This is a genomic window from Nonomuraea lactucae (assembly GCF_003313395.1).
In the GTDB taxonomy this organism is placed as follows: Bacteria; Actinomycetota; Actinomycetes; order Streptosporangiales; family Streptosporangiaceae; genus Nonomuraea; species Nonomuraea lactucae.
On the sequence record NZ_QNFZ01000122.1, the window covers coordinates 1 to 23,974 of the forward strand.

Here is a 23,974-nt window from a genome sequence, read left to right on the forward strand (position 1 = left end):
CCCCCGGGCAGGCCCAGCCCCACCCGCGCCCCGGCCCCGCCGCCGACGACCGCCCCGACCTCGCCCGCGACCTTGCCCGCGACCTCACCCGCGACCTCCGTCCCCGCGCCGACCCGGACACCGTCCGTCTCGACGACTCCCTGACGCCGGATGCGGGCCTACGAGCTGCGCGAGGACCCCCTCCTCGGTTGCCGGGTCTGCCCGCTGCCGGTCCGCGGGGAGCTGGCCGACCTGGTGCCGCGCAGCCACCACGTCGCCTGGCCCACCTGGCTCGACCGCGGGCCGCGCATGCTGCGCGACGTGCTCGACCTCTGCCGCCTGCGCACCGCCCGCGGCCTCGCCCTGCTGTCCTGGCTGGCCACCGCCGACGAGCCGCCCGGCGACCTCGAATGGTTCTGGGCCTCCCGCCGCCTCACCGGCCCCCGCCAGGAACGCATGTACGCCGCGGCGGCCGCGGTGCCCGAGCCCGTGCTCGGCCTGGTCCTCGCCAACTGGACGTGGGCGCTCGCGAGCTGCCACGGCGGCCGAGTCACCGCCCCCTACCTCGCCGGCACCGCCTACCCGCGTGACGGCTACCAGGCGGCCGACGCCACGATGACGCTCTACCAGACCTACGACCGGCACCCCGAAGCCCGCCCCGCCATCGCCGCGGCCTGGGCGGCGGCCCGGGTCGGCGCCGACTGGTGCAAGGCGGCCGACCTGCACGCCGCCTACGGCACCCAGACGCCCGTCTTCACCTACCCGCGCGGCGCCCCGCCCGCGGGCGTGGGGGTCCGGCCGTGGATGGAACGCCTGTTCCGCCTGCGTTGACTACGGTGCGTGAGTGAAAGGTGTGTGAACTGTAACCGCTGGGGAAGGTGTGCAGAGAGTCACCTGTGTGATGAGGGGGATCTATGCGCACCGTCAGGGCGGGCGCCGCCGCCTGCCTGATCCTGGCCCTGTGCTCGCCTGCCCACGCCGATCCCGGGCCGTCCAAGCGCGACGTCCGCGACGCGCGGCACGCCGTACGAGAGCGCACCGAGCGGCTGAGCACGGCCAGCGCCGCGCTGGCCACCGCGCAGTCACGCCTCGACGACCTGACCGCCGGAGTGGAGCGCCTGGTGGAGGCGTACAACGGCGAGCTCGTCCAGCTCGAACACGCCAAGCAGTCCTACGAGCAGGCCCGCGCCAGACTGGTCGCGGCCGACGCCGAGGCCGAGCGGGCGCGGCAGGCCGTCGCCGTGGTGGCCGCGGAGGTCTACAGCGGCTACGACCTGAGCAGGCCGTTCCTGGTCATGTTCAACGACGTCGGCGGCACCGACGGCTACCTGCACCGGGTCAGTGTCCTGGAGCAGCTCGGCGCCGAGCGCGCCCGCATCCTCACCCGCATGCGGGACGCCAAGCGGGTCTCCTCGATCCTGCGCGCCCAGGCGGCCGGCGCCTACGCCGAACAGCAGGCGGCCTCCGAACGCGCCCGGCTCGCGAAGATCGCCGCCGAGCGGGCCGTGGCCGGCCAGCGGCGCGAGACCAGGCTGCTCGAACGCGAGCGCGACGCCCTGGAGGAACGCGTCGATGCGGCGCGCAGCCGGGCCGAGCGCCTGGCCAGGGAGCGCGAGGAGGCCCGCGAGGCCAGGCTGCGCAGGCTCAGCGCGCTCGGCGGCTACGCGGGCTCACTGGCGGCCAAGGGCTCGCTCAGCGGTGACCTCGCGGCCAACTGGGCGCTCACCCAGCTCGGCAAACCGTACGTGTGGGCGGCCGACGGGCCCTCCAGCTACGACTGCTCCGGCCTGACCATGCGGGCCTGGGAACGCGCCGGAGTGCGGCTCGACCACTGGACGGGCACCCAGTGGACCTCCGGACCGCACGTACCGATCGACGAGCTCCGCCGCGGCGACCTGCTCTTCTTCGGCCACATCAGCGACGACCCCGGCACGATCCACCACGTCGGCATCTACGTCGGGCAGGGCATGATGGTGCACGCCCCGCAGACCGGAGACGTGGTGCGCGTCGCGCCGATCTGGCGGTCGGACCTGGTGGGCGCCACCAGGCCCGCCTGACGGGGCGACCCCGGACGGTCAGTGCGCGTGACCCTGTTCCTTGGCCCGCTGGAAGGAGCGCTCGATCTCGACCTCCGCCTCCATGCGGCCCACCCAGTTGGCGCCCTCGACCGACTTGCCGGGCTCCAGGTCCTTGTAGACCTCGAAGAAGTGCTGGATCTCCAGCCGGTCGAACTCGGCGACGTGGTGGATGTCGCGGATGTGCTCCATCCGCGGGTCGGTGGAGGGGACGCAGAGGACCTTGTCGTCGCCGCCCTTCTCGTCGGTCATCCGGAACATGCCGACCGCGCGGCAGGTGATGTAGCAGCCAGGGAACGTCGGCTCCTGCAGCAGCACCAGCGCGTCGAGCGGGTCGCCGTCCTCGCCGAGGGTGTTCTCGATGAAGCCGTAGTCGGCGGGGTACTGCGTGGAGGTGAACAGGAGCCGGTCGAGCCGGATCTTCCCGGTCACATGGTCCACTTCGTACTTGTTCCGTTGTCCCTTGGGAATCTCAACGACAACGTCGAACTCCACCGCGGTTCCTCCGCTCAAGCCACCGGGCACCCCCGGCCGGGCGTTAATGTCTCGTAGGCGAACACCAGGAGAGAGGTCAGGCGACGTGGCGCGGCACGAGCGGTGGGTGATGTTGACCACTCTCGTCCTGCTGCAGGTCGTCACCATCGTCACCGCCCTCTACGCGGTGATCAACGACATGAACCTGAGCACGTTGACGAGGCGGTCGTCACCGACCGAGCCGACAGCGTCTCCTGCGGAACCTCCGCCCGCCCCCGTGGTCACCGCGGGCCCTGTGCTGGCCGGGCTGCCGGTGAGGGCCGGGGGAGGACCTCTCCCGACCAAGGGTACTTTGACGCGGCAGCTCACCGTCGCCCTGGGTGACAAAGCGCTCGGCGAACATGTGGGAGCGGTCGTCCTCGACGCGGTCACCGGCGAGCGGATCTTCGCCGCCGACGCCGACACGGCCATCGTCCCCGCCTCCACCACCAAGTTGGTCACCTGCGCCGCCGTGCTCGCCTCGGTCGGCCCGGACGCCCGCCTGTCCACCAGGGTCGTGCGGGGAGCGGCCCGCGACTCGATCGTCCTGGTGGGCGGCGGCGACCCGACGCTCGCCGGGCCCTCCGCCAGGCCCCGCTCCTACCCCAGGCAGGCGTCGCTCGCCACGCTCGCGTCCCGCACGGCCGCCTCGCTGAAGTCCCAGGGCGTCACCAAGGTCACGCTCTCCTACGACTCCTCCCTCTACACCGGCTCGCCCCTCGCCCCTGGCTGGAAGCCCGGCTACGTGCCCGACGGCAACGTCGCCCCGGTGCACGCCCTCGCCATCGACGAGGGCCGCCACGACCCCTCGCAGTCGCAGCCGCGCGTCTCCGACCCGCCCCAGTACGCCGCCGCGGCCTTCGCCAGGCTCCTCGGGCGCCACGGCATCGGCGTCTCCAAGAACGTCCGGCAGGCCAAGGCGCCCCCCGGCGCGGCCGAGCTGGGCAGGGTCGACTCGGCGCCGGTCTACGCCCTCGTCGAGCACGCGCTGACGCACAGCGACAACGACCTGTCCGAGGCGCTCGCCCGGCACGTCGCGGTCAAGGAGGGTCAGCCCGCCTCCTTCGACGGCGCGGCCAAGGCCGTCCAGCAGGTGCTCAAGCGGCTCGGAGTCACCCGCGGCATCCAGGTCCGCGACGGCAGCGGCCTGTCCCCGCTCAACCGCATCAGCCCCGACGCCCTGGCCAGGCTCATCGCCGTCGCCACCGCCCCCGCCAACCCCGGCCTGCACGCGGTCGCCTCCGGCATGCCCATCGCCGGGTTCTCCGGCACGCTCGGCAACGGCAGGCGCTTCACGGGCGGCGACAGCAAGGGGCAGGCCGGCCTCGTACGCGCCAAGACCGGCACCCTCGACCACGTCAACACGCTGGCGGGCATCGCCGCCACCAAGGACGGCAGGCTGGTCACGTTCGCCTTCATGGCCGACCGCGTGCCCGTCAACGCCGAGGCGGTGCTCGACAGGCTCGCCGCCATCGTCGCGCGGTCTTGAGGATAAGCACGTACGGTGGACGGTATGCAGGTGATCGACTGGGATCTGGCCGTCTCGACCGGCACGCGCCTCGTGCGCTCCGGTCCTCAGGTGAGCCGGGAGGAGGCCAGGCAGGCCGTCACCGAGCTCCGCACCCTGTCCCGCGAGGCCGAGGGCCACGTGCGCGAGTTCACCAAGATCGACGCCGAGACCTCCCCGCAGCCCGCGACCATCGTCGACCGGCCCGGGTGGATCAAGGCCAACGTCGAGGGCTTCCGCGTCGTCCTGGAGCCGCTCACCGAGCGGGTCGGCAGCGGCCCCAATCCGCCCCCGGCCCTCGTCGCCGCACTGGGCTCCCGCATCACGGGCGTCGAGGTCGGCGCGGTCCTCGCCTTCCTCGCCTCGCGCGTGCTGGGCCAGTACGAGCTCTTCCTCCCGCCCGACCCCACCGGCCGCGAGCCCACGGGCCGCCTGACCCTCGTCGCGCCCAACATCGTCCACGCCGAGCGCGAGATGAAGGTCGACCCGCACGACTTCCGCCTCTGGGTCTGCCTGCACGAGGAGACCCACCGGGTGCAGTTCACCGGCGTGCCGTGGCTGCGCGAATACATCCGCTCGCAGATGACCGAGTTCCTGCTGGCCTCCGACCTCGACCTCACCACCCTCCTCGAACGGCTCCGCAGCGCCGCCGACACGGTGGCCGACGTGGTGCGCGGCGGCGAGGGAAACATCATCGACGCCATCCAGTCGCCCGGCCAGAAGGAGATCCTCGACCGGTTGACGGCCGTGATGACCCTGGTGGAAGGGCACGGCGACTACGTCATGGACGCCGTCGGCCCCTCGGTGGTGCCCACGGTCGCCGACATCCGCGCCAAGTTCGCGGCGCGCCGCGAGGGCGGCTCCCGCCTCGACCGCACGATCCGCCGCCTGCTGGGCATCGAGCTCAAGATGAAGCAGTACGCCGAGGGCTCCGCCTTCGTCCGCGCGGTGGTGGGCAAGGTGGGCATGGACGGCTTCAACCGCGTCTGGACCTCCACCGAAACGCTCCCGACGACGCCGGAGATCTCCGATCCCGACGCCTGGATCCGCCGCGTCATCACCCCTCCGGCCCTCCCCGCCTAGCGCTCACCCCTTCCCGGCGTGCCTGGCCGGGCGGCGGCGGGACAGCGGGACAATGGCTTCCGTGGGACCTCATCCAGCCGTAGCCGACGTGCGCAGGGCCGTGCGGGAGGCGCTGGCCGACGTCCCCGGAGGGCGGCTGGTGCTGGCCGCCTGCAGCGGGGGCGCCGACTCCCTCGCGCTGGCCGCTGCCCTTGGGTTCGTGGCTCCGCGGGCAGGGCTGCGGGCGGGCCTGCTGACCGTGGACCACCGGCTCCAGCCCGGCTCGGCCGAGAGGGCCGCCGAGGTCGCCGGGATGGCCGGCGCGCTGGGGCTGGAGACGGCCGAGGTCCTCACCGTCGAGGTGGGCACCGAGGGCGGCCCGGAGGCCGCCGCCAGGGACGCCAGATACCGGGCGCTGGGCGAGGCCGCCGACCGGCTCGGGGCGGCGGCCGTGCTGCTCGGGCACACCAGGGACGACCAGGCCGAGACGGTCCTGCTGGGCCTGGCCAGGGGGAGCGGTCTCCGGTCGATCTCCGGGATGGCGGGCGGCGGCGGACGCTATCGCAGGCCGTTCCTGGAGATCCCGAGAGCGACCACCGTGGCGGCCTGCCGCGCGCTCGGCCTGACGCCGTGGGACGACCCGCACAACGCGAACCCCCGCTACACCCGGGTCCGCGTTCGCGCCCGGATCCTGCCGCTCCTGGAGGAGGAGCTCGGGCCGGGCGTGGCCGAGGCGCTCGCGCGGACGGCGAGACTGGCGAGGGACGACGCCGACGCCCTGGACGAGTGGGCCGAGAGGGCATACTTGGATTGCGCTCTTAGCGATATCGGCGGCTCCGTGACGCTGGCCGTACGAGCTCTGGAGGATCTTCCAGGCGCCGTGAGGCGGCGGGTCCTGCGGCGGGCGGCCATCGCGGCCGGAGCTCCTTCCGGGGCGCTGTCGGCGACGCACGTGCACGCCGTGGACCGCCTGATCACGCACTGGCACGGGCAGAAGGCCGTCGATCTGCCGGGGGGTCTGGCCGCCGTCAGGCGGTATGGCACCCTGATACTCGCCATCAGTCCCATCCCGTAAGGAACCACACGTGGACGCTGCCGAAATGGGCAAGGACCTCGAGAAGGTCCTCATTCCAGAGGACGAGCTCCAGGCCAAGATCAAAGAGCTCGCCGGGCGGATCGACGAGGACTACGCGGGCAAGGACGTGCTGCTCGTGGGCGTGTTGAAGGGCGCTGTCATGGTGATGGCCGACCTGGCCAGAGCGCTGCGCGTGCCTGTGCAGATGGACTGGATGGCCGTGTCGTCGTACGGCGCGGGCACCAGGTCGTCCGGTGTGGTGCGCGTGCTGAAGGACCTCGACACCGACATCATGGGCCGCCACGTGCTGATCGTCGAGGACATCATCGATTCCGGATTGACCCTCCACTGGCTGCTGGAGAACCTCAAGTCGCGCAATCCCGCCTCCCTGGAGGTCTGCACGGCGCTGCGCAAACCCGATGCGGTGAAGGTGCCGATCGAGGTGAAGTACGTGGGATTCGACATCCCCAACGAGTTCGTCATCGGTTACGGCCTCGATTACGCCGAGCGATTCCGCAACTTGCCTTTCATCGGAACACTCGCGCCCCACGTTTATAGGTAGCCATCTCGACAGGGCCGGGAACACGATGCAACCTGACGTACGTTGGTAGGGCAAGACCGGTGTAGCGCGCGGTCCCTCCGCGCGCCCTGCCGGTGTACCTTCTGACTTCTGAAGGGTGACCGCGTGTCCCCTTCGGGTAGTCAGAAGTCGCGGCGCCGGATGCCGCGGCCCCGGGCCGCACCGGGGTTCAAGGCCATGGTCAGGAAGGGACGGGCCCGCAAGGGGTTCCGCATCGGATGGATCTCAAGCGATTTACACGTGGGCCACTGCTGTGGATCCTGGGCATCGTCGTGCTGCTCCTGCTCGTCACTCAGCTCTGGAGCGGTGGGGGCAACTACAAGCAGGCCGACACGTCCACGGTCCTCCAGCAGATTCGCGCCGGAAACGTCAGCAACGCGAAGATTATCGACAAGGACCAGCGGATCGAGCTGTCGCTTTACAACGCGATCGCGGTCAGGCCTGGTGACTCCCCCACCAAGACGATCCAGTCCGACTGGGTCGCCGGTTACGGCGCCAAGCTGACAGACGAGCTTCAGGCACAGGTCGACGCCAAGAAGACCAAGAGCTTCACCATCGAGGTGCCCAAGGACAACCTCCTGGTCAGCATCCTGGTGAGCTTCCTGCCGTTCGTCATCATCGTGCTGATCTTCCTGTTCATCATGAACCAGATGCAGGGCGGCGGCTCGCGGGTGATGAGCTTCGGCAAGTCCAAGGCCAAGCTGATCACCAAGGACACTCCCAAGACCACCTTCGCCGACGTCGCGGGCGCCGACGAGGCCATCGAGGAGCTCCAGGAGATCAAGGAGTTCCTGCAGGCCCCGGCCAAGTTCCAGGCGATCGGCGCGAAGATTCCCAAGGGCGTGCTGCTCTACGGCCCGCCCGGTACCGGCAAGACCCTGCTGGCCCGCGCCGTCGCGGGTGAGGCCGGGGTGCCGTTCTACTCGATCTCCGGTTCCGACTTCGTCGAGATGTTCGTCGGTGTCGGCGCCTCGCGCGTGCGCGACCTGTTCGAGCAGGCGAAGGCCAACGCCCCGGCGATCATCTTCATCGACGAGATCGACGCCGTCGGCCGCCACCGCGGCGCTGGCCTGGGCGGCGGTCACGACGAGCGCGAGCAGACGCTCAACCAGCTGCTCGTCGAGATGGACGGCTTCGACGTCAAGGGCGGCGTGATCCTCATCGCCGCGACCAACCGGCCCGACATCCTCGACCCGGCGCTGCTGCGTCCCGGACGCTTCGACCGGCAGGTCACCGTCGACCGTCCCGACCTCGAGGGCCGCAAGGGCATCCTCAAGGTCCACGGCCGCGGCAAGCCGTTCGCGCCCAACGTCGACCTCGACGTCATCGCCCGGCGCACGCCCGGGTTCACCGGCGCCGACCTGGCCAACGTGGTCAACGAGGCCGCGCTGCTCACGGCGCGGGCCGACGAGAAGCTGATCACGATGGACACCCTCGAGGAGTCGATCGACCGCGTCATGGCAGGGCCCGAGCGCAAGAGCCGGGTCATGTCTGACAAGGAGAAGAAGATGATCGCCTACCACGAGGGCGGTCACGCGCTGGTGGCGCACGCGCTGCCCAACTCCGATCCGGTCCACAAGATCACGATCCTGTCCCGCGGCCGCGCTCTCGGCTACACGATGACGCTGCCGATGGAGGACAAGTTCCTGGCCACCAGGTCCGAGATGATGGACCAGCTCGCGATGCTGCTGGGCGGTCGCGCGGCGGAGGAGCTCGTCTTCCACGAGCCCACCACCGGTGCCTCCAACGACATCGAGAAGGCCACGGCCGTCGCCCGGCGCATGGTGACCGAATACGGAATGAGCGAGCAGCTCGGCGCCCGCAAGTTCGGCACCGGCCAGGCCGAGGTCTTCCTGGGCCGCGAGATGGGCCACGAGCGCGACTACTCCGAGAAGATCGCCTCCACGATCGACGAGGAGGTCCGCCGGATGATCGAGACGGCGCACGACCAGGCGTGGGACATCCTGGTCCAATACCGCGACGTCCTCGACAATCTCGTGCTCGAGCTCATGGAGAAGGAGACCCTCTCCCGCGAGCAGGTGCTGCAGATCTTCGCCCCGGTGGTCGTCAAGGAGCACCGCCCGTCCTATGCGGGTTACGGCAAGCGCCTGCCCTCCGACCGCCCGCCCATCCTGACCCCGAAGGAGCAGTCGGCCAACGGCTCGCTCACCGCGGGCCACCAGGACGCGCTGTCCTCTGGAGACGGTGCGTGAAATCGCACGACGTAGACCTGGGCCGGATCGAGAAGGCCGTCCGCGAGATCCTCTACGCCATCGGCGAGGACCCCGACCGCGACGGCCTGCTCGACACCCCGGCCCGGGTCGCCCGGGCCTACGCCGAGCAGTTCTCCGGCCTGGGACAGACGCCCGAGGACGTGCTCAACAAGGTCTTCGACGTCGACCACGACGAGATGGTGCTCGTCAAGGACATCGAGGTCTACTCGACCTGTGAGCACCACCTCGTCCCGTTCCACGGGTTCGCCCACGTGGGCTACATCCCCAACGACCGCGGCCAGGTGACGGGCCTGTCCAAGCTGGCCCGGCTCGTCGACGTGTTCGCCCGCCGCCCCCAGGTGCAGGAGCGGATGACGTCCCAGATCGCCGACGCCCTGATGCGCGTGCTGGAGCCGCGCGGGGCGATCGTGGTGCTGGAGTGCGAGCACCTCTGCATGACGATGCGCGGCGTCCGCAAGCCGGGCGCCAAGACCGTGACCTCGGCCGTCCGCGGCGACTTCCGCACCAGCGACAAGACCCGCTCCGAGGCGATGGCCCTCATCCTCGGCCGCCTCTAACCCCGCCGCAGGGGGTTCTCCCCAGGCTCTGGATTTACGGCTCGCCCCCGCCGTACGGGCTTTCAGGCTCTGGATTTACGGCACCGCCAACTACCCGCCACCCGCCGTACGGGCTTTCAGGCTCCGGATTTACGGCACCGCCAACCTGCCCGCCACCCGCCGTACGGGGCTGAGCGCCTCCAGGAAGACGCCCTCTGACCGGCACGTGGCCGGCCGCCGCAACGGCGCCTTCTGGGCCCCGGCCTCCCCCAACGCGACCCCTCCTTCCACCAAGCCGCCCGACGACCCGGCGACCCCCACCACGAGCCCTCCACCACTCGCGCCCCATGACACGAGCGGCCACGATGCGCGCCATCACTCCGCGAACGCACGGCCAGCGGCACGGGTGCGGTGGGTGCCCGGTGTGGTCGGCGGAACGGCACCGACGACCGGAACCGTAGGGCCCCCTGCGCCACGGCACAGCACCGATCAGCAGCACGTGACGACAGGCGGCACGGCACCGATCAGCGGCACCTGACGACGGGCAGCACGGCATCTGGCGGCGGTACCGATCGGCGGCACCATACAGGCGGACGGCACTGTGCGCCCGGTGGAACGGCACAGGGCGGTGGAACGGCACGGTGCGCCCGGTGGGACTGCAGAGGGCGGTGGGACGATGCGCCACGGTGGGACGGCACCGGGCGGTGGGGCTGTGCAGAGGGCGGTGGGACCGCGCAGGGCAGTGGAACGGTGTGCCCAGTGGGACGGCATCGGCTGGTGGGACCCGGGCCGGTGGTAGGGCGGCTCGGCCCTGCCTCCTTCCAGCTGGGGGGCGCTGGGTGGTGTCGGAGGGCTTTTGGGTGCGGCGGGCAAGTGAGGGGCTTGCCGAGAGGGGTGTAAAAAGGCGTCCAAAACGGAGGGAGGGGTGGCAAGAGCGGTTGCGTGGGATTCGTTATCCACAATGGGGGACCCATGACATCAACAGGTATGGGCAAGCGCCTAGGCTTGGCCCCATGACAAGCGTGCCCGGTCTGGCAGTCGAGGAGCGGTGCCTCGTCATGGGCGTGGTCAATGTGACGCCCGACTCGTTCTCCGACGGGGGCCTGTGGTTCGACGAGAGGGCTGCCATCCAGCACGGTCTCGAGCTGGTCGGCCAGGGGGCCGACCTCGTCGATGTAGGGGGCGAGTCCACCCGGCCGGGGGCGGCCAGGGTGTCCCTCGATGAGGAGCTGGCCCGGGTGGTGCCGGTGATCCGGGCGCTGAGCGCTGAGGGTGTGGCGGTCAGTGTCGACACGATGCGCGCCGAGGTCGCCAGGGCGGCCGTCACGGCCGGAGCGAGGCTGGTCAACGACGTCAGCGGAGGGCTGGCCGATCCCGACATGTCTCGCGTCGTCGCCGCCACCGGCGTCCCCTATGTGGTGATGCACTGGCGGGGCCACAGCCACGACATGCAGAGCCGGGCGGTCTACGCCGACGTTGTGACCGAGGTGCGCGAGGAGCTGGCCAAGCGGGTCGACCTGGTGCTGGCCGAGGGCGTGGCCGAGGAGCAGATCGTGCTCGACCCGGGACTGGGCTTCGCGAAGAACGCCGAGCACAACTGGGCGCTGCTGGCCGGCATGTCGCAGCTGGCCGAGCTGGGCTTTCCGCTGCTGATCGGGGCCTCGCGCAAAAGGTTCCTGGGGCGGTTGCTGGCCGATGCCGACGGCGCCCCGCGCCCGTTCAGCCGTTGCGACGATGCCACGGTGGCCGTGACGGCGCTCGCCGCGCAGGCCGGCGCCTGGTGCGTCAGGGTTCACGAAGTCGGCCCCAATGCCGATGCCGTCCGCGTGGCCGCTGCCTGGAAGAGAGCCGGAGCCAATACATGAGCGTCGACACTGCCGCCATCGAGACGGTCAACCAGGACTTCTACACCGCGATCGAGGCCGGTGACCTCGATCGGATGACGGAGATCTGGGCCGAGGACTCCGCCGATGAGCAGGTCACCTGCGTGCATCCGGGGTGGACCCTGCTCGCCGGCCGGTCCGAGGTGCTGCGCTCCTGGGCGCTCATCATGGCCAACACCACCTACATCCAGTTCGTGCTGACCGACGTCAACACGACGGTGCTCGGGGATGTCGCCGTGCTCACGTGCGTCGAGAACATCCTCACCGCCGGGGAGGAGGGGGAGTCCAGCTTCGCGGCGGGCAAGGTCGTCGCCAGCAACATCTACGTCCGCACTCCGCAGGGCTGGCGCCTGTGGATGCACCACGGCTCTCCGGTGCTCCAGGGCGACGACGACGAGGAGGAGGACGGTGAGCTGGAGCGCTGAGGTGGCCCCTCGTGTCCGTAGTCGCCTCGTGTCATGGCCGCTCGTCTCGTGGCCGCTCGTGTCGTGAGGGGGAAGGGGACGGCGAGGTTGAGTGCTGAAGGTGGTTGTGAGGCTCGGGGCGGTGACTTGCGCCGAGGGGTTTATGAGCGCAGGGGGCGGCGAAGTTGAACGCCAAGGGGGTTGTGAAGGCAGGGGGCGGCGAGGTTGAGCATGGTTGTGGTGGCGTGGACGGTGAGTTTTGAGCGTTGAGGGGCTTGTGGTGGTGGGGATGGCGAGTTTGAGCGTTGAGGGCTGTGGTGGTGGGGACGGTGAAGATTGAGCGTTGAGGGGCTTGTCGTGGTGGGGACGGTGATGGTTGAGCGTTGAGGGGCTTGTGGGTGTTTAAGGATGGTGATTTCGAGCGTTGAGGGGCGGCGGGCTTGGGCGGGGACGGCGTTGTGCTGGTGGAGGATGGCGACTGAGTCTGAGCGGTGACGGCATCGTGCCAGAGGAGGGCGAGGTTGAGCGCTGACCGCATCGCGCTGAAGGGCCTGCGGGCCCGGGGACGGCACGGTGTGCTGCCTGCCGAGCGCGAGCTGGGGCAGGAGTTCGTGGTGGATGCGACGCTGTTCCTCGACACCGCCCCCGCCGCGGCGGCCGACGACCTCACGAAGACCGTCCACTACGGCGAGCTGGCCGAGGCGCTGGTCAAGGTCGTGGAGGGTGAGCCGGTCGAGCTGATCGAGACGCTGGCCCAGCGTCTGGCCGACGTCTGCCTGGCCCGCGAGCCCGTCCGGTCCGTGGAGGTGAGCGTGCACAAGCCGGCCGCCCCGATCCCCCTGCCGTTCGACGATGTGATCGTGACGATCGAGCGGAGTCGCCCATGAAATGCGTCCTCTCTCTCGGCAGCAATCTCGGCCGGCGTTTCGAGACGCTGCAGGGAGCCATCGACACGCTCTTCGACGCGCCGGGGCTGGAGTTCGTGGCCGCGTCGCCGGTCTACGAGACAGAGCCGGTGGGCGGCCCCGGCGGCCAGAAGCCCTACCTCAACGCCATCGTGATCGCCGAGACCCGCCTCCAGCCGCGTACCCTGCTGGAGCGGGCACAGAGCGTCGAGAACGCCTTCGGGCGCGAACGTCTCGAACGCTGGGGTCCGCGTACGCTCGACATCGACCTGATCATGGTAGGAGAGACGATCAGCGACGACCCCGACCTGACCCTGCCCCATCCGCGGGCCCACGAGCGGGCCTTCGTGCTCGTGCCGTGGTCGATGGCCGACCCCGAGGGCCGCCTGCCCGGCCACGGTCCCGTCACCGAGCTGCTGATCGGGCTCGACCAGCAGGGCGTGTCGCTCCGTGCCGACCTCGAGCTGCAGAGCCCGGATTGAGGCCGACCCGTCCCGGCGTGCTCGTCGGTCTCGTCATAGTCGTGGCGTTGGTCACGTGGATGCTGGTCAAGCAGTTCTACGCGGCGCTGCCCATCGTGCCGTGGACGGCGATCCCCACCGTGCTGCTGCTGGCCGTCGGCGAGGCTTACAGCGCGTGGATGACGAAGGCCAGGATCGACCGCAGGCCCGGCACCAAGCCGGTCGAGCCGCTGGCGGTGGCCCGGCTGGCCGCCCTCGCGAAGGCGTCGGCCTACGCCGGGGCGGTGCTGGGCGGCATCTTCGCGGGCTTCGCGCTGCACACGGTCCAGATGTTCACGCTGCAGACGCCGCGCACGGAGTTCTTCGTCGCCACGGGCTCGTTCCTGGCGTTCGTCGTGCTCATCTGCGCCGCCCTCTTCCTGGAGAACGCCTGCCGCATCCCGAAGGACCCGGAGGATCAGAGGCCCAGGTAGAGCCCGAGGGCGTGCTCCACCGCGGCCATCTCGTTCCGTCCCAGGTAGTGGACCGGCTCTCCGTGGACGCGCGAGGTGTCGACGGTGCGGATCCGGTCGACGAGGAGACGCGTGCGCCGCCCGCCGAGCTCCACTTCCGGCCGGAAGACCGAGGGCCGCGCGCTGGTGGACGTGGGCACGATGGTCGCGACGGTCCACGACATGTCGGTGGGGCTCAGGACGAGGCCGAGGCGCCGCCCGCGCTGCTCGTGCCCCCTCTTCGCGTCTCCCAGGTCCACCCGGTAGACGGCGCCCCGGATCACCAGGCGTCCTCTTCGTCGGACAGGTCCTCATCCGCCAGCCGCTGGGCGTCGGCGCGTGCCTGCTTGAGCCAGATCTCCCGTTCGAGCAGGCGGAGCGCGCGACGGATCACATCGCTGGTGCGCTCGCCCTCCTCCATGGCGGCCTTGATGATCCGCTCGTCCTCGGGCGTGGCCCGGAATCCGATGTTCGCCATGTTTTCCAGGCTATCCACGCGTTCAACGTTTGTCCGGCACTTGTTCGACACTGGGACGCGGGCGGCCGAACAGGTGGACCATGGGCAGGGTGCAGACCAGCGGCCCGAGGATGGCGAGCGGGCGCTCCAGCCACCACGACAGGTCGGGCGGCACCTTCTGGCCCAGCGAGCCGAACAGCCACCACCCGATCCCCAGCGCGATCGCCATCCCGGTCGTGTGGAACAGGTACAGCGGCAGGGCGAAGCGATTGATGGTGCCGTTGACCCGGCTCCAGCCCGGCTTCTCCAGTACCCGCTCCATCGCCGGTCGGAGCACCTCGACCAGCCCGATCTGGAAGATCAGCAGGGCGACGATGACGAACGTGGGCGGGGCCATGTTCGACCACTTGTCGCCCGGCACGCCGACCATCGAGCCCGGGTAGATGCCCGAATACACCAGCCCGAACAGGGCGAACAGCCCGGTCCACAGCACCCCGACGTCGTAGCGCCGGGGGAGCGCCACGATCCGCTGGTAGAAGAACCCGGCCTGGTGGGCCAGCCCCCAGACCACGACCATGTTCAGCCAGCCCACCCACCCGACGCCGTACCGGAACCGCAGCACGTCGATCACCAGCGCGGTCCCGCCGAGCCAGATCAGGGCCAGCACGTCGTAGCGGCGGTGCAGCCAGAGCGCCACCGGCAGGAGCGCGATGAGCACCAGGTAGACGCCGAGGAACCACAGCGGGCTGAGCACGAGCAGCACGACCCGCCACATCCACTCGACGCCGAACACCCGCGTCACCACCGCGCCGATGGCCACCCACACGCCCGACAGGACGAGCGCCGGAACGGCCAGCGCCCGGATGCGCCGCCAGACGAACGCCCCGATGCCGACGCCGCGCATCCGGGCCCGGTTCCAGGACAGCAGGTGCACGTGTCCGCCGACGTAGAAGAAGAGCGGCAGCACCTGCAGCAGCCAGGTGAGGATCCACAGCCCCGAGGTGAACCCCAGCGGGCTGGTCGGCTCCGGCCCGGTCGGCTTCCACTCCAGGATCGTGAACGCCCAGTGCCAGACCACCACGACGATCAGGCTGAGCGCGCGCAGCCAGTCGACGTACTTGTCGCGCGGCGCGACGGCGGCGCCGGGCTCGTGCCGGGTGGTCACTTGTCGATGTCACCCACGACGAAGAACATCGACCCGAGGATGGCCACCATGTCGGCGACCAGGTGGCCGGGGAGTATCTCCCGAAGCACCTGGATGTTGCTGTAGGACGCGGACCGGAGCTTGAGCCGCCACGGGGTCTTGTCGCCCTTGGAGACGAGGTAGTAGCCGTTGATGCCGAGGGGGTTCTCGGTCCAGGCGTAGGTGTGCCCCTCCGGCACCTTCAGCACCTTGGGCAGGCGCTGGTTGATGGGCCCCGGCGGGAGAGAGCGGAGCCGGTCGACGCAGGCGTCGGCCAGGTCGAGCGAGACCTTCAGCTGGTCGAGCAGCACCTCGAAGCGGGCGTGGCAGTCGCCCGTGCCGCGCGTGACGACCTTCACGGGCAGTTCGTGGTAGGCGAGGTACGGGTCGTCGCGCCGCAGGTCGAAGTCGACCCCGGAGGCGCGGGCGATGGGGCCGCTCACCCCGTACTGCATGATCTTCTCGCGGTCGAGCACGCCGACGCCCCGGGTGCGGGCGAGGAAGATCTCGTTGTGCAGGATGAGGTCCTCGATGGCGGGGACGCGGCGACGGGTCTCGGCGACCGCCTCCGACACCCGGTCGAGCCACCCGTACGGGAGCTCCTCCTTCAGCCCGCCGACCCGGTTGAACATGTAGTGCATGCGCCCGCCGGAGATCTCCTCCATGACGGCCTGGATGCGTTCGCGCTCGTTGAACGCGTAGAAGACCGGGGTGATCGCGCCCAGCTCCAGGGGGTAGGAGCCGAGGAACATCAGGTGGCTGAGCACCCGGTTGAGCTCGGCCAGCAGCGTGCGCGCCCAGACCGCCCTGACCGGCGGCTCCATGCCGAGCATGCGTTCGGCGGCGATGACCACGCCGAGCTCGTTGGCGAAGCCGGACAGCCAGTCGTGCCGGTTGGCGAGCATGATGATCTGCCGGAAGTCGCGGACCTCGAACAGCTTCTCCGCGCCCCTGTGCATGTAGCCGATGATCGGCTCGGCGGTGGAGATGCGCTCGCCGTCGAGGGTCAGCCGGAGCCGGAGCACGCCGTGGGTCGACGGGTGCTGCGGGCCGATGTTGAGGATCATGTCCTCGGTGGCCAGCTCTTTCGCGCCCGCCCCGATGCCGACCACACGTTCCGTCATACGGCCATGCTGCCACCGGCCGCCGTGGTGAGCCAGCGCAGGGCGAGGTCAAGGAACGGCATGGACACGCATCCCAGCACCGGACAGGGGCAGATATAGCAGGAAATGGGGGGAGAAAACACCATGAAGAGGTTTGTGTTCGATGTCGCGGCGCTGGTCGCGCGCGTGACGCTGGGCGTGATCCTCGTGGCTCACGGGTGGCAGAAGTGGCAGGAGGGTCTGCCCGCCGCGGCAAAGGGGTTCGCCGAGATCGGCATTCCGCTGCCGCAGCTCGCCGCCGGGTTCACGATCGCCGCGGAGCTCGTGGGAGGCGCCCTGCTGATCATCGGCCTGCTGGTACGGCTGGCGGCGGCGGCGTGGTTCGTCGTGGGCCTCGGCGCCCTCGTCTTCGTGCACGGCTCGCAGGGCATATTCGTCCGAGAGGGCGGCTGGGAGTTCGTCGCCTCGCTGATGGCGCTCTGCCTGCTGTTCATCGCGGTAGGCGGAGGCAGGTTCGGCATCGACGGGATCGTCCACGGGACGTGGTCGAAGAGGCGTGCCGCGTCCCGGCCCGCCACGGAGACCACCGCGGGGAGCACCACCACCGGAGGCACCACCGGGGGCACCACCGGGGGCACCACCGGGGGCACCACCGGGGGCACGGTCGCCGGAGGGACGGCGGCCCCGCCGGGGAGCGTTCCGCGCCAGGGCACCGGCCAGGGGGAACCGGCGCGCGACGACATGAGCGACATGGACGCCCTGTTCACCGAGGACCCGGCGAAGCGGAAACCGCCGAACCGCTGAAGGCCCGCCGCCGGGCCGCCTCCGGTCTGGCCGGGGCAGATCCGGCGCCGGGGTCAGGCGGTGGCTCGCGTGACGAGGTCTCGCAGGGCCTCGACGAGGCGGTCCACGTGCTCCTCGGTGGTTCCGATGCCGATCGAGGCCCGCACCGCGGAGGCCGTGTCGTCCTCGCAGCCGCCGCCCTGCTCGCTCAGCAGGTGCTGGAGGAACGGGTGCGCGCAGAACTTCCCGTCGCGCACGCCGATCCCGTACTCGGTGGACAGCGCCTCGGCGACCTCCCGCGCCGAGTAGCCGTCCACGGTGAACGAGACGATGCCCACGCGCGGGTGGTCCGCGCCCCACAGCGACAGCTCACGCACGCCGCCGATCGAGGTCAGCCCAGCGCGGAGCCGGGCGATGAGCCGCTCCTCCTCGCGGACGAGCGGGGTCCAGCCGGTGGCGGTCAGCGCGTCGCAGGCGGCGGCCAGGGCGATGGCGCCCAGCACGTTCGGCGTGCCCGCCTCGTGCCTCGGCTCGGGGTCGTCGTGCCACTCGACGCCCGCGGCGCCCTCGGAGGCCGTCGCCACCGCGCGGACCGCGCCGCCGCCCTTGAGGTACGGCTCCCCGCCGGCCAGCCAGTCGCGCCGCCCGACCAGCACTCCGGCGCCGAACGGCGCGTAGAGCTTGTGCCCGGAGAAGGCCACGTAGTCCAGGTCGAGGGCGGTCAGGTTGAGCCGCCGGTGCGGCACCAACTGCGCGGCGTCCACCAGGATGCGGGCGCCGTGGCGGTGGGCGATGTGGGCCAGGGCGGCGATCGGCCAGAGCTCGCCGGTGACGTTGGAGGCGGCGGTGACCACGAGCAGCTTGGGCCCGTCGATGGCGGCCAGCGCCTCGTCGGCCGCGCGCACCGCCTCGCCGGGAAAGGCAGGGGGAGACAGGCGTACGGACCGCTCCCAGGGCAGGAGGGAGGCGTGGTGCTCGCTGTCGAACACGACCGCGGTGGCGCCGGCGGGCAGGCAGCCGGCCAGCAGATTCGTGGCGTCGGTGGTGTTGCGCGTGAAGATCACGGCATCGTCGGCGCGGGCCCCGACGAAGGCCCGGACCGTGTGGCGGGCCTGCTCGTAGCGGGCGGTGGTGAGCTGGGAGGCGTATCCCGCGCCGCGGTGCACGCTGGAGTAGGCCGGGAGCGCGGCGGCGACGGCGGCGCTGACCGGCTCCAGACAGGGGGCGCTCGCCGCGTAGTCCAGGTTGGCGTATCCCACCAGCCTGCCGCCCTTGACCGGAACCTCCAGGTCGGCCCCCAGCACGGCCGGGATGGGACGGCGGCTCTGCCTGCCCGGCTCCTCCACTGCCTGGCCGGGCTGGGCGGGCACGGAGTTGAAGATCGTCAACGTGGACACGGCGGTTCCTCCCAAGGGCCGTCGGACCCCAGGAAGCAGCCAGGGAGCCCGCGCTTGCCCGCCACACCTCGTGACGGACCAGGTCTTCACCCGGGGCACCCCGCCGCGGACGCGAGGGTTGCCGGCCAGCTAGCCGGGGCTTGACGCTGGCACTCATGACCTACGAACCGCACTATAACCGACACCCGCCCATCGAACGCAAATCGCGAACTTCCGGGGAGTCCCGATCGTTGCTCCCGGATACAGCCCCGAACCCGTGCGCCCTGGAGGTAGGACAATGTTGGAGTGGGTGGCCGACCCGCAGATCTGGATAGGGTTCTTCACCCTTGTCGCCCTGGAGATCGTCCTCGGCATAGACAACATCATCTTCATCTCCATCCTGGCCGGGAGGCTGCCGCCGGAGCAGCGCGACAGGGCGCGGGTCCTGGGGCTGGCCGCGGCCCTGATCACCCGCCTCCTGCTGCTGCTGGCGCTGTCGTGGGTGGTACGGCTCACCGAGCCGCTGTTCGAGGTGCTCGGCCAGGAGATATCCGGGCGCGACCTGATCCTCCTGCTCGGTGGGCTGTTCCTGCTCGCCAAGAGCGTGACGGAGATCGGGCACAGCATGGAGCTGAAGGGTGAGGACGGCAAGAAGCGCGCGGTCACCTCCTTCACCGCGGTCATCCTGCAGATCATGGTCCTCGACGTCGTCTTCTCGCTCGACTCGGTGATCACCGCGGTCGGCATGGTCGACGAGCTGGGCGTCATGATCGCGGCCGTGGTCGTCGCGGTTCTCGTCATGCTGGTCGCCTCGGGGCCGATCAGCAGGTTCGTGGACAGGCACCCGAGCATCAAGATGCTGGCGCTCTCGTTCCTCGTGCTGATCGGGGTGGTGCTCATCGCCGAGGGGCTCGAACAGCACATCCCCAAGGGCTACATCTACTTCGCGATGGCGTTCTCCGTCATCGTCGAGCTGCTGAACATCCGGATGCGCAGCAGGCAGGTCAAGCAGGAGGCCGCTTCGTAAGATGCAATAGTGCGCTTTGATCCCTGGAATCCGGATTTCGTCGCTCATCCCTATGGCGTGTACGCCGACCTCCGGCGCGACGCCCCCGTCAGCTACTACGAGCCCACGGGCCAGTGGCTGATCTCCCGGTACGCCGACGTCAACGCCCTCCTCAGGGACCGCAGGCTGGGCCGTTCGTACCTGCACGCGGCCACCCACGAGGAGTTCGGCCGCGAGCCGGAGCCGGAGTTCCAGGAGCCGTTCTGGCGGGTGATCAGGGCCGGCATGCTCGACGTGGAGCCGCCGGTCCACACCAGGCTGCGCCGCCTGGTCTCCAGGGCGTTCACCCCGCGCATGGTCGAGTCGCTGCGGCCCCGGGTGCGGGCCATCGCCGCCGGACTGGTCGACACCTACGTGGACAAGGGCGGCGGCGACCTGATCGCCGAGGTGGCGGAGCCGCTTCCGGTGACGGTCATCGCGGAGATGCTGGGCGTGCCCGAGGCCGACCGCCACCTGCTGCGCCCCTGGTCGGCGGAGATCTGCGGCATGTACGAGCTCAACCCGCCGCCCGAGGCGCAGCACACGGCCGTCCGAGCGGCGAGCGAGTTCGCCGGCTACCTCAAGGGCCTGGCACGTGAGCGCGCCGCGCGCCCGGGCGAGGACCTGATCTCGGCGCTCGCCCAGATCGACGAGTTGACCGAGGACGAGCTGGTCGGCACCTGCGTGCTGCTGCTCAACGCCGGTCACGAGGCCACCGTGAACGTGACCGGCAACGGCTGGTGGTCGCTGTTCCGCAACCCCGCCGAGCTGGTACGGCTGCGCGCGGACCGGGGCCTGCTGCCCACCGCGATCGAGGAGCTGATGCGGTGGGACACCCCGCTGCAGATGTTCGAGCGGTGGGTGCTGGAGGACATCGAGGTGCACGGCACCCGCATCCCGCGCGGCGCCGAGGTCGCGCTGCTGTTCGGCTCGGCCAACCGCGACCCGGAGGTGTTCGAGGACCCCGACCGCCTGGACGTGGGCCGCGCCGACAACCCGCACATCTCGTTCGGCGCGGGCATCCACTTCTGCCTGGGCGCGCCGCTGGCCCGGATCGAGCTCGCGGAGTCGTTCGGCGCGATGCTGGACCGGGCGGCCAGGCTGGAGCTCGTCAGCGAGCCGGTCTGGAAGCCGGGCTACATCATCCGCGGCCTGGACTCGCTCGACCTGCGCGCCGCCTGACGCGGCCCCTCGGCGCCTCGGGGTCGGCGCCTCGGTGCCGGCGGCTCAGGCGGAGCCCGGACGAAGGCTCAGGAGGAGCCGGTCGAAGCCGCGCGTCAGCGGCTCTGGACGAGCCAGCCGAAGCCGCCGAGACCGTTCGGATCGATCAGCTCGGCCTCCTCGGAGGCGCGGGCCAGTGCCCGGAGATAGCCGCGCGGGTCCTGCCGCGCCAGGTCGAGGGGCGGGCGGCCGGCGGTGACCCCCAGAGCGCGTAGCGCGTCACGCTGTGTGGACAAGGCTGTGGATATCCCTCCGGCCCGCTCACCGGCCGCGGCGCAGGCGTCGAGCGCCACGTGCGCGGTGATGTCGCAGGTGCCGTCCGGTATGGGGGGCACCACCGCGCCGTCGCGGTATCCGGTGAGCGTGCCGCAGGCCGGACGGTTATCCACAGGGTGTGCATAGTCAATGGCGAGCGCGCGGCCTCGTACGAGCCGTGCCAGCACCGACGCCCAGGCCGCGTCGCGAGGACGGCCGACCTCCGCGCGCGCCCCCACGGCGCCCAGCGGCCACCACCGGTCGAGCCAGTCGCGGTCGGCCGGACACAGGGGACCGTCGAGCCGCTCCTCGCCCGTGCGGGTGTCGACCATGACGAGGCGCGGGCCGTCGGGAGTCTGCTCGGCCACGTCGAGCGGGATGTTGTCCAGCCACTCGTTCGCGATCGCCAGTCCGGTGATCGAGGGCGGGATGGTGGGGCGCCAGGCGATCGGGTCGGGCAGCCCGTCCGGTCTCGGGGAGAGCTCGACCGCCGTGATGCGCAGCCGTTCGCGCAGCTTGGGGTCGGCGGCGTCGAGCACGTGGCTCGCCAGCAGCCCCTCACCGGCCCCGATGTCCACCAGGTCCAGCGCCGGCGGCCCGCCGAGCTCGGCGTCGACCTCCACCAGCAGCGCGAGCACCGCCTCGGCGAACGCGGGTGTGGCGCTCACCGAGGTGCGGAAGTGCCCGGAGGGGCGTTCTCGGAGGTAGAAACCGTCCTCGCCGTAGAGCGCGCGCTCCATGGCCTCGCGCCAGGTGAGCCACATGCCTGGACTATCTCATGATCGGCGGCGACACGGAGCCGGTCCGAGCTCCCTCTCCGGGCCGGTCAGTCGGCGGATGGCCGGCCGTGGCGGGCACCTCCCAAGAGGCCGCACGTCAGGTGTGGGCGTCGGGTCCGGTGGGGGACTCGGCGCCCGCCGCCATCCGGTCAACCCCTCTCCTCATCTCTTCCGACAGGGGGTGCGCCATTCGTCTTCCCTTGTCCTATTTGTCGTTAACTCAACATGCGGCAAAACCCCCGTCACGTGCGAAGTCAGGGTCGGCCGTTACGCTGGGCGGCAGTGCCATCAGGTCGACAGGGGTGGACGTCATGGACGCAGGTGAACGCCCGGCACGGCTGGCCGTCGGAGTGCTGGGGGCGGGGAAGGTGGGCTCCGCGCTCGGCGCGGCGCTCGCGCGGGCCGGGCACCGGGTCGTCGCCGCCAGCGGGGTGTCCGACACCTCGCACCGCTGGGCGGCCGAGCGGCTGGGCGTGGTGCCCTCGCGGCCCGACGAGGTGGTCGACGCCGCTGAGCTCATCCTGCTCACGGTGCCCGATGACGCGCTGCCCGACTTGGTCAACGGGCTCGCCACGACCGGGGCCGAGCTCAAGGGCAAGCTGCTGGCGCACACCAGCGGCGCGTACGGGCTCTCGGTGCTGGAACCGGCGGCCAGGGTCGGCGCGCTGCCGCTCGCGCTCCATCCGGTCATGACGTTCACCGGCCGCGACGACGACCTCAACCGCGTCACGGGCTGCTCGTTCGGCGTGACCGCGCCCGACCCGCTCAGGCCCATCGCCGAGGCCCTGGTCATCGAGATGGGCGGGGAGCCGGTCTGGATCGCTGACCGTGACCGCGCCCTCTACCACGCGGCCCTGGCGGGGGCCGCCAACCACATGGTCACGCTGATCGCCGAGTCGTCCGAGCTGCTGCGGCGCATCGGTGTCGAGCATCCCGGCCGGATGCTGGGCCCGCTGCTCGGGGCCGCGCTCGACAACGTGCTCAGGCTCGGCATCGCCGGGCTCACCGGGCCGGTGGTGCGCGGCGACGCCGGCACCGTGCGCAAGCACGTGGACGCGCTGATCCTGGCGGCACCCGAGGCGGCGGACGCCTACATCTCGCTCGCTAGGCTCACGGCCGACCGCGCGCTCGCCGCCGGGCTGCTCAAGCCCGAGGAGGCGGAGCGCCTGCTCGACGCGCTGGGAGGCAACAGATGGACCTGATCGTCGCCGGGGACCGGTCCGAGCTGGCGAAGGCCCGTGGGGAGGGGCGGGTGGCGCTGGTGCCCACCATGGGCGCGCTGCACGAGGGCCACCGCTCGCTGATCCGTGCGGCCCGTGGCCGTGCCGACCAGGTCGTGGTGAGCGTCTTCGTGAACCCCCTGCAATTCGGGCCTAACGAGGATTTTTCGCGATATCCGCGTACATTCGACGCCGACCTCGAGACGTGCCGGGCCGAAGGGGTGGACGTCGTGTTCGCGCCCTCGGTGGAGGCCATGTACCAGCCGGACCGCCAGGTCGAGGTCACGTCGGGCCGGATGGGCACGATCGTCGAGGGCGCCTGCCGGCCCGGCCACTTCGACGGCGTGCTCACGGTCGTGCTGAAGCTGTTCAACCTCGTACGGCCGGACCTCGCGGTCTTCGGCCAGAAGGACGCCCAGCAGCTCGCGCTGATCCGCCGCATGGTCGCCGACCTGGACCTGCCGATCGAGATCCTGGGCGTGCCCACGGTCCGCGAGCCCGACGGCCTGGCCCTGTCGAGCCGCAACCGCTACCTGTCGGCCGGCGACAGGCAGGTCGCCCTGTCGCTGTCCCGAGCCCTGCTGGCGGGGGTGGCGCGGTCCACGCCCGCCGAGGTCCGGGCGGCGGCGCGGGCCGTGCTCGACGACGCGCCCGCTGAGCTGGCGGTCGACTATCTGGCGCTCGTCGATCCGGCCACGTTCACCGAGGTGCCCGACTCGTACGACGGCGAGGCCGTGCTGGCGGTCGCCGCGAAGGTCGGCACCACACGACTGATCGACAACATGATCGTGACCCTGGGGCCGCGCAGGAGCGCGTGAGCGAGCAGGGCCGAGCCGTCCCCCGGGGA

At 70.9% G+C, this 23,974-nt stretch carries 26 protein-coding genes and 1 riboswitch; of the genes, 18 read left to right on the plus strand and 8 right to left on the minus strand.

What is annotated here, in order from left to right; translation table 11 throughout:
- The first annotated feature begins 150 nt into the window (after positions 1-150).
- Together DQW85_RS08270 and DQW85_RS08275 are read left to right on the plus strand one after the other, a co-directional pair.
- Positions 151-810 (plus strand): hypothetical protein, encoded by a 660-nt coding sequence (locus DQW85_RS08270; RefSeq protein ID WP_113699779.1) that lies wholly within the window; start codon positions 151-153, stop codon positions 808-810.
- A gap of 83 nt (positions 811-893) precedes the next feature.
- Positions 894-2,036, plus strand: coding sequence for a C40 family peptidase (locus DQW85_RS08275; RefSeq protein WP_113699780.1), 1,143 nt, complete (start codon positions 894-896; stop codon positions 2,034-2,036).
- 18 nt (positions 2,037-2,054) lie between these two features.
- On the opposite strand, the gene DQW85_RS08280 is transcribed toward DQW85_RS08275, so the two are convergent.
- A complete protein-coding gene (locus DQW85_RS08280) occupies positions 2,055-2,549 on the minus strand; it encodes an inorganic diphosphatase (protein ID WP_113699781.1) in 495 nt (164 codons plus the stop codon).
- 85 nt (positions 2,550-2,634) lie between these two features.
- Between DQW85_RS08280 and dacB the strand changes: the two genes are divergently transcribed.
- The 6 genes from dacB to folE all read left to right on the plus strand — a co-directional run bounded on the left by dacB (position 2,635) and on the right by folE (position 9,582).
- Positions 2,635-4,056 carry a D-alanyl-D-alanine carboxypeptidase/D-alanyl-D-alanine endopeptidase gene (gene dacB, locus DQW85_RS08285; RefSeq protein WP_113699782.1) on the plus strand — a complete coding sequence of 474 codons (1,422 nt, stop codon included), beginning with the start codon at positions 2,635-2,637 and terminating at the stop codon, positions 4,054-4,056.
- Between the two features lie 24 nt (positions 4,057-4,080).
- Positions 4,081-5,157: a zinc-dependent metalloprotease gene (locus DQW85_RS08290; RefSeq protein WP_205314969.1), complete on the plus strand. Its 1,077-nt coding sequence runs from the start codon at positions 4,081-4,083 to the stop codon at positions 5,155-5,157.
- A 52-nt stretch (positions 5,158-5,209) separates the two neighbouring features.
- Positions 5,210-6,211, plus strand: a complete 1,002-nt coding sequence (gene tilS / locus DQW85_RS08295) for a tRNA lysidine(34) synthetase TilS (RefSeq protein WP_113699783.1) — start codon at positions 5,210-5,212, stop codon at positions 6,209-6,211.
- A gap of 25 nt (positions 6,212-6,236) precedes the next feature.
- Positions 6,237-6,773 carry a hypoxanthine phosphoribosyltransferase gene (gene hpt, locus DQW85_RS08300; protein WP_205314972.1) on the plus strand — a complete coding sequence of 179 codons (537 nt, stop codon included), beginning with the start codon at positions 6,237-6,239 and terminating at the stop codon, positions 6,771-6,773.
- 236 nt (positions 6,774-7,009) lie between these two features.
- Positions 7,010-9,004 carry an ATP-dependent zinc metalloprotease FtsH gene (gene ftsH / locus DQW85_RS08305; RefSeq protein ID WP_113699785.1) on the plus strand — a complete coding sequence of 665 codons (1,995 nt, stop codon included), beginning with the start codon at positions 7,010-7,012 and terminating at the stop codon, positions 9,002-9,004.
- The gene (gene folE / locus DQW85_RS08310; RefSeq protein ID WP_113699786.1) at positions 9,001-9,582 is read left to right on the plus strand and encodes a GTP cyclohydrolase I FolE; all 582 of its coding nucleotides are present in this window, start codon (positions 9,001-9,003) and stop codon (positions 9,580-9,582) included. The genes ftsH and folE overlap by 4 nt, the downstream gene beginning before the upstream one ends.
- Positions 9,583-9,711: 129 nt before the next feature.
- Here the strand turns inward: folE and DQW85_RS44320 are convergent, their stop codons facing one another.
- On the minus strand, positions 9,712-9,885 hold the full coding sequence (locus DQW85_RS44320; RefSeq protein WP_162794833.1) for a hypothetical protein: 174 nt from the start codon (positions 9,883-9,885) through the stop codon (positions 9,712-9,714).
- Positions 9,886-10,574: 689 nt separating this feature from the next.
- Here DQW85_RS44320 and folP point away from each other — a divergent pair.
- The 5 genes from folP to DQW85_RS08335 all read left to right on the plus strand — a co-directional run bounded on the left by folP (position 10,575) and on the right by DQW85_RS08335 (position 13,687).
- Positions 10,575-11,426, plus strand: a complete 852-nt coding sequence (gene folP / locus DQW85_RS08315) for a dihydropteroate synthase (RefSeq protein ID WP_113699787.1) — start codon at positions 10,575-10,577, stop codon at positions 11,424-11,426.
- The gene (locus DQW85_RS08320; RefSeq protein WP_113699788.1) at positions 11,423-11,869 is read left to right on the plus strand and encodes a nuclear transport factor 2 family protein; all 447 of its coding nucleotides are present in this window, start codon (positions 11,423-11,425) and stop codon (positions 11,867-11,869) included. Before folP ends, DQW85_RS08320 begins: the two co-directional genes overlap by 4 nt.
- A gap of 500 nt (positions 11,870-12,369) precedes the next feature.
- Positions 12,370-12,735 carry a dihydroneopterin aldolase gene (gene folB / locus DQW85_RS08325; protein WP_113699789.1) on the plus strand — a complete coding sequence of 122 codons (366 nt, stop codon included), beginning with the start codon at positions 12,370-12,372 and terminating at the stop codon, positions 12,733-12,735.
- A complete protein-coding gene (gene folK, locus DQW85_RS08330; protein ID WP_113699790.1) occupies positions 12,732-13,235 on the plus strand; it encodes a 2-amino-4-hydroxy-6-hydroxymethyldihydropteridine diphosphokinase in 504 nt (167 codons plus the stop codon). The genes folB and folK overlap by 4 nt, the downstream gene beginning before the upstream one ends.
- Before the next feature lie 17 nt (positions 13,236-13,252).
- The gene (locus DQW85_RS08335) at positions 13,253-13,687 is read left to right on the plus strand and encodes a DUF3180 domain-containing protein (RefSeq protein ID WP_338043368.1); all 435 of its coding nucleotides are present in this window, start codon (positions 13,253-13,255) and stop codon (positions 13,685-13,687) included.
- Here DQW85_RS08335 and DQW85_RS08340 read toward each other — a convergent pair.
- The 4 genes from DQW85_RS08340 to DQW85_RS08355 are packed head-to-tail and all read right to left on the minus strand — an operon-like array spanning position 13,672 to position 16,469.
- On the minus strand, positions 13,672-13,989 hold the full coding sequence (locus DQW85_RS08340) for a type II toxin-antitoxin system PemK/MazF family toxin (protein ID WP_113699792.1): 318 nt from the start codon (positions 13,987-13,989) through the stop codon (positions 13,672-13,674). The genes DQW85_RS08335 and DQW85_RS08340 overlap by 16 nt on opposite strands.
- Complete coding sequence (locus DQW85_RS08345) at positions 13,986-14,183, minus strand: hypothetical protein (protein WP_113699793.1); 198 nt, start codon at positions 14,181-14,183, stop codon at positions 13,986-13,988. Before DQW85_RS08345 ends, DQW85_RS08340 begins: the two co-directional genes overlap by 4 nt.
- Before the next feature lie 22 nt (positions 14,184-14,205).
- Complete coding sequence (locus DQW85_RS08350) at positions 14,206-15,327, minus strand: acyltransferase family protein (RefSeq protein ID WP_205314970.1); 1,122 nt, start codon at positions 15,325-15,327, stop codon at positions 14,206-14,208.
- The gene (locus tag DQW85_RS08355; protein ID WP_113699794.1) at positions 15,324-16,469 is read right to left on the minus strand and encodes an NADH-quinone oxidoreductase subunit D; all 1,146 of its coding nucleotides are present in this window, start codon (positions 16,467-16,469) and stop codon (positions 15,324-15,326) included. The genes DQW85_RS08350 and DQW85_RS08355 overlap by 4 nt, the downstream gene beginning before the upstream one ends.
- 123 nt (positions 16,470-16,592) lie before the next feature.
- Here DQW85_RS08355 and DQW85_RS08360 point away from each other — a divergent pair, with 123 nt between their 5' ends.
- Complete coding sequence (locus tag DQW85_RS08360; protein WP_162794834.1) at positions 16,593-17,252, plus strand: DoxX family protein; 660 nt, start codon at positions 16,593-16,595, stop codon at positions 17,250-17,252.
- Between the two features lie 53 nt (positions 17,253-17,305).
- Here DQW85_RS08360 and DQW85_RS08365 read toward each other — a convergent pair whose 3' ends face one another.
- Positions 17,306-18,628: an aminotransferase class V-fold PLP-dependent enzyme gene (locus DQW85_RS08365; RefSeq protein ID WP_205314971.1), complete on the minus strand. Its 1,323-nt coding sequence runs from the start codon at positions 18,626-18,628 to the stop codon at positions 17,306-17,308.
- Between the two features lie 45 nt (positions 18,629-18,673).
- A riboswitch (SAM riboswitch) is annotated at positions 18,674-18,789 on the minus strand.
- Positions 18,790-18,905: 116 nt separating this feature from the next.
- Between DQW85_RS08365 and DQW85_RS08370 the strand changes: the two genes are divergently transcribed.
- Both DQW85_RS08370 and DQW85_RS08375 read left to right on the plus strand, forming a co-directional pair.
- The gene (locus tag DQW85_RS08370) at positions 18,906-19,634 is read left to right on the plus strand and encodes a TerC family protein (protein WP_113699796.1); all 729 of its coding nucleotides are present in this window, start codon (positions 18,906-18,908) and stop codon (positions 19,632-19,634) included.
- Positions 19,635-19,691: 57 nt separating this feature from the next.
- A complete protein-coding gene (locus DQW85_RS08375) occupies positions 19,692-20,834 on the plus strand; it encodes a cytochrome P450 (RefSeq protein ID WP_240197020.1) in 1,143 nt (380 codons plus the stop codon).
- Positions 20,835-20,929: 95 nt separating this feature from the next.
- Here DQW85_RS08375 and DQW85_RS08380 read toward each other — a convergent pair whose 3' ends face one another.
- Positions 20,930-21,892 (minus strand): SAM-dependent methyltransferase, encoded by a 963-nt coding sequence (locus DQW85_RS08380; protein ID WP_113699798.1) that lies wholly within the window; start codon positions 21,890-21,892, stop codon positions 20,930-20,932.
- A 326-nt stretch (positions 21,893-22,218) separates the two neighbouring features.
- Here DQW85_RS08380 and DQW85_RS08385 point away from each other — a divergent pair, with 326 nt between their 5' ends.
- Positions 22,219-23,109: a Rossmann-like and DUF2520 domain-containing protein gene (locus tag DQW85_RS08385; protein WP_113699815.1), complete on the plus strand. Its 891-nt coding sequence runs from the start codon at positions 22,219-22,221 to the stop codon at positions 23,107-23,109.
- Positions 23,100-23,945 carry a pantoate--beta-alanine ligase gene (gene panC / locus DQW85_RS08390; RefSeq protein WP_113699799.1) on the plus strand — a complete coding sequence of 282 codons (846 nt, stop codon included), beginning with the start codon at positions 23,100-23,102 and terminating at the stop codon, positions 23,943-23,945. Before DQW85_RS08385 ends, panC begins: the two co-directional genes overlap by 10 nt.
- The last annotated feature ends 29 nt before the right edge of the window (positions 23,946-23,974 follow it).

What these genes read in the sequence shown, in the direction of transcription:
- DQW85_RS08270 (WP_113699779.1), top strand. Translation starts at nt 151, where the DNA reads ATGCGGGCCTACGAGCTGCGCGAGGACCCCCTCCTCGGTTGCCGGGTC.
- DQW85_RS08275 (WP_113699780.1), top strand. Translation starts at nt 894, where the DNA reads ATGCGCACCGTCAGGGCGGGCGCCGCCGCCTGCCTGATCCTGGCCCTG.
- DQW85_RS08290 (WP_205314969.1), top strand. Translation starts at nt 4,081, where the DNA reads ATGCAGGTGATCGACTGGGATCTGGCCGTCTCGACCGGCACGCGCCTC.
- tilS (WP_113699783.1), top strand. Translation starts at nt 5,210, where the DNA reads ATGGCTTCCGTGGGACCTCATCCAGCCGTAGCCGACGTGCGCAGGGCC.
- hpt (WP_205314972.1), top strand. Translation starts at nt 6,237, where the DNA reads ATGGGCAAGGACCTCGAGAAGGTCCTCATTCCAGAGGACGAGCTCCAG.
- ftsH (WP_113699785.1), top strand. Translation starts at nt 7,010, where the DNA reads ATGGATCTCAAGCGATTTACACGTGGGCCACTGCTGTGGATCCTGGGC.
- folP (WP_113699787.1), top strand. Translation starts at nt 10,575, where the DNA reads ATGACAAGCGTGCCCGGTCTGGCAGTCGAGGAGCGGTGCCTCGTCATG.
- DQW85_RS08320 (WP_113699788.1), top strand. Translation starts at nt 11,423, where the DNA reads ATGAGCGTCGACACTGCCGCCATCGAGACGGTCAACCAGGACTTCTAC.
- folK (WP_113699790.1), top strand. Translation starts at nt 12,732, where the DNA reads ATGAAATGCGTCCTCTCTCTCGGCAGCAATCTCGGCCGGCGTTTCGAG.
- DQW85_RS08345 (WP_113699793.1), bottom strand. Translation starts at nt 14,183, where the DNA reads ATGGCGAACATCGGATTCCGGGCCACGCCCGAGGACGAGCGGATCATC.
- DQW85_RS08355 (WP_113699794.1), bottom strand. Translation starts at nt 16,469, where the DNA reads ATGACGGAACGTGTGGTCGGCATCGGGGCGGGCGCGAAAGAGCTGGCC.
- DQW85_RS08360 (WP_162794834.1), top strand. Translation starts at nt 16,593, where the DNA reads ATGAAGAGGTTTGTGTTCGATGTCGCGGCGCTGGTCGCGCGCGTGACG.
- DQW85_RS08370 (WP_113699796.1), top strand. Translation starts at nt 18,906, where the DNA reads ATGTTGGAGTGGGTGGCCGACCCGCAGATCTGGATAGGGTTCTTCACC.
- DQW85_RS08380 (WP_113699798.1), bottom strand. Translation starts at nt 21,892, where the DNA reads ATGTGGCTCACCTGGCGCGAGGCCATGGAGCGCGCGCTCTACGGCGAG.
- DQW85_RS08385 (WP_113699815.1), top strand. Translation starts at nt 22,219, where the DNA reads ATGGACGCAGGTGAACGCCCGGCACGGCTGGCCGTCGGAGTGCTGGGG.
- panC (WP_113699799.1), top strand. Translation starts at nt 23,100, where the DNA reads ATGGACCTGATCGTCGCCGGGGACCGGTCCGAGCTGGCGAAGGCCCGT.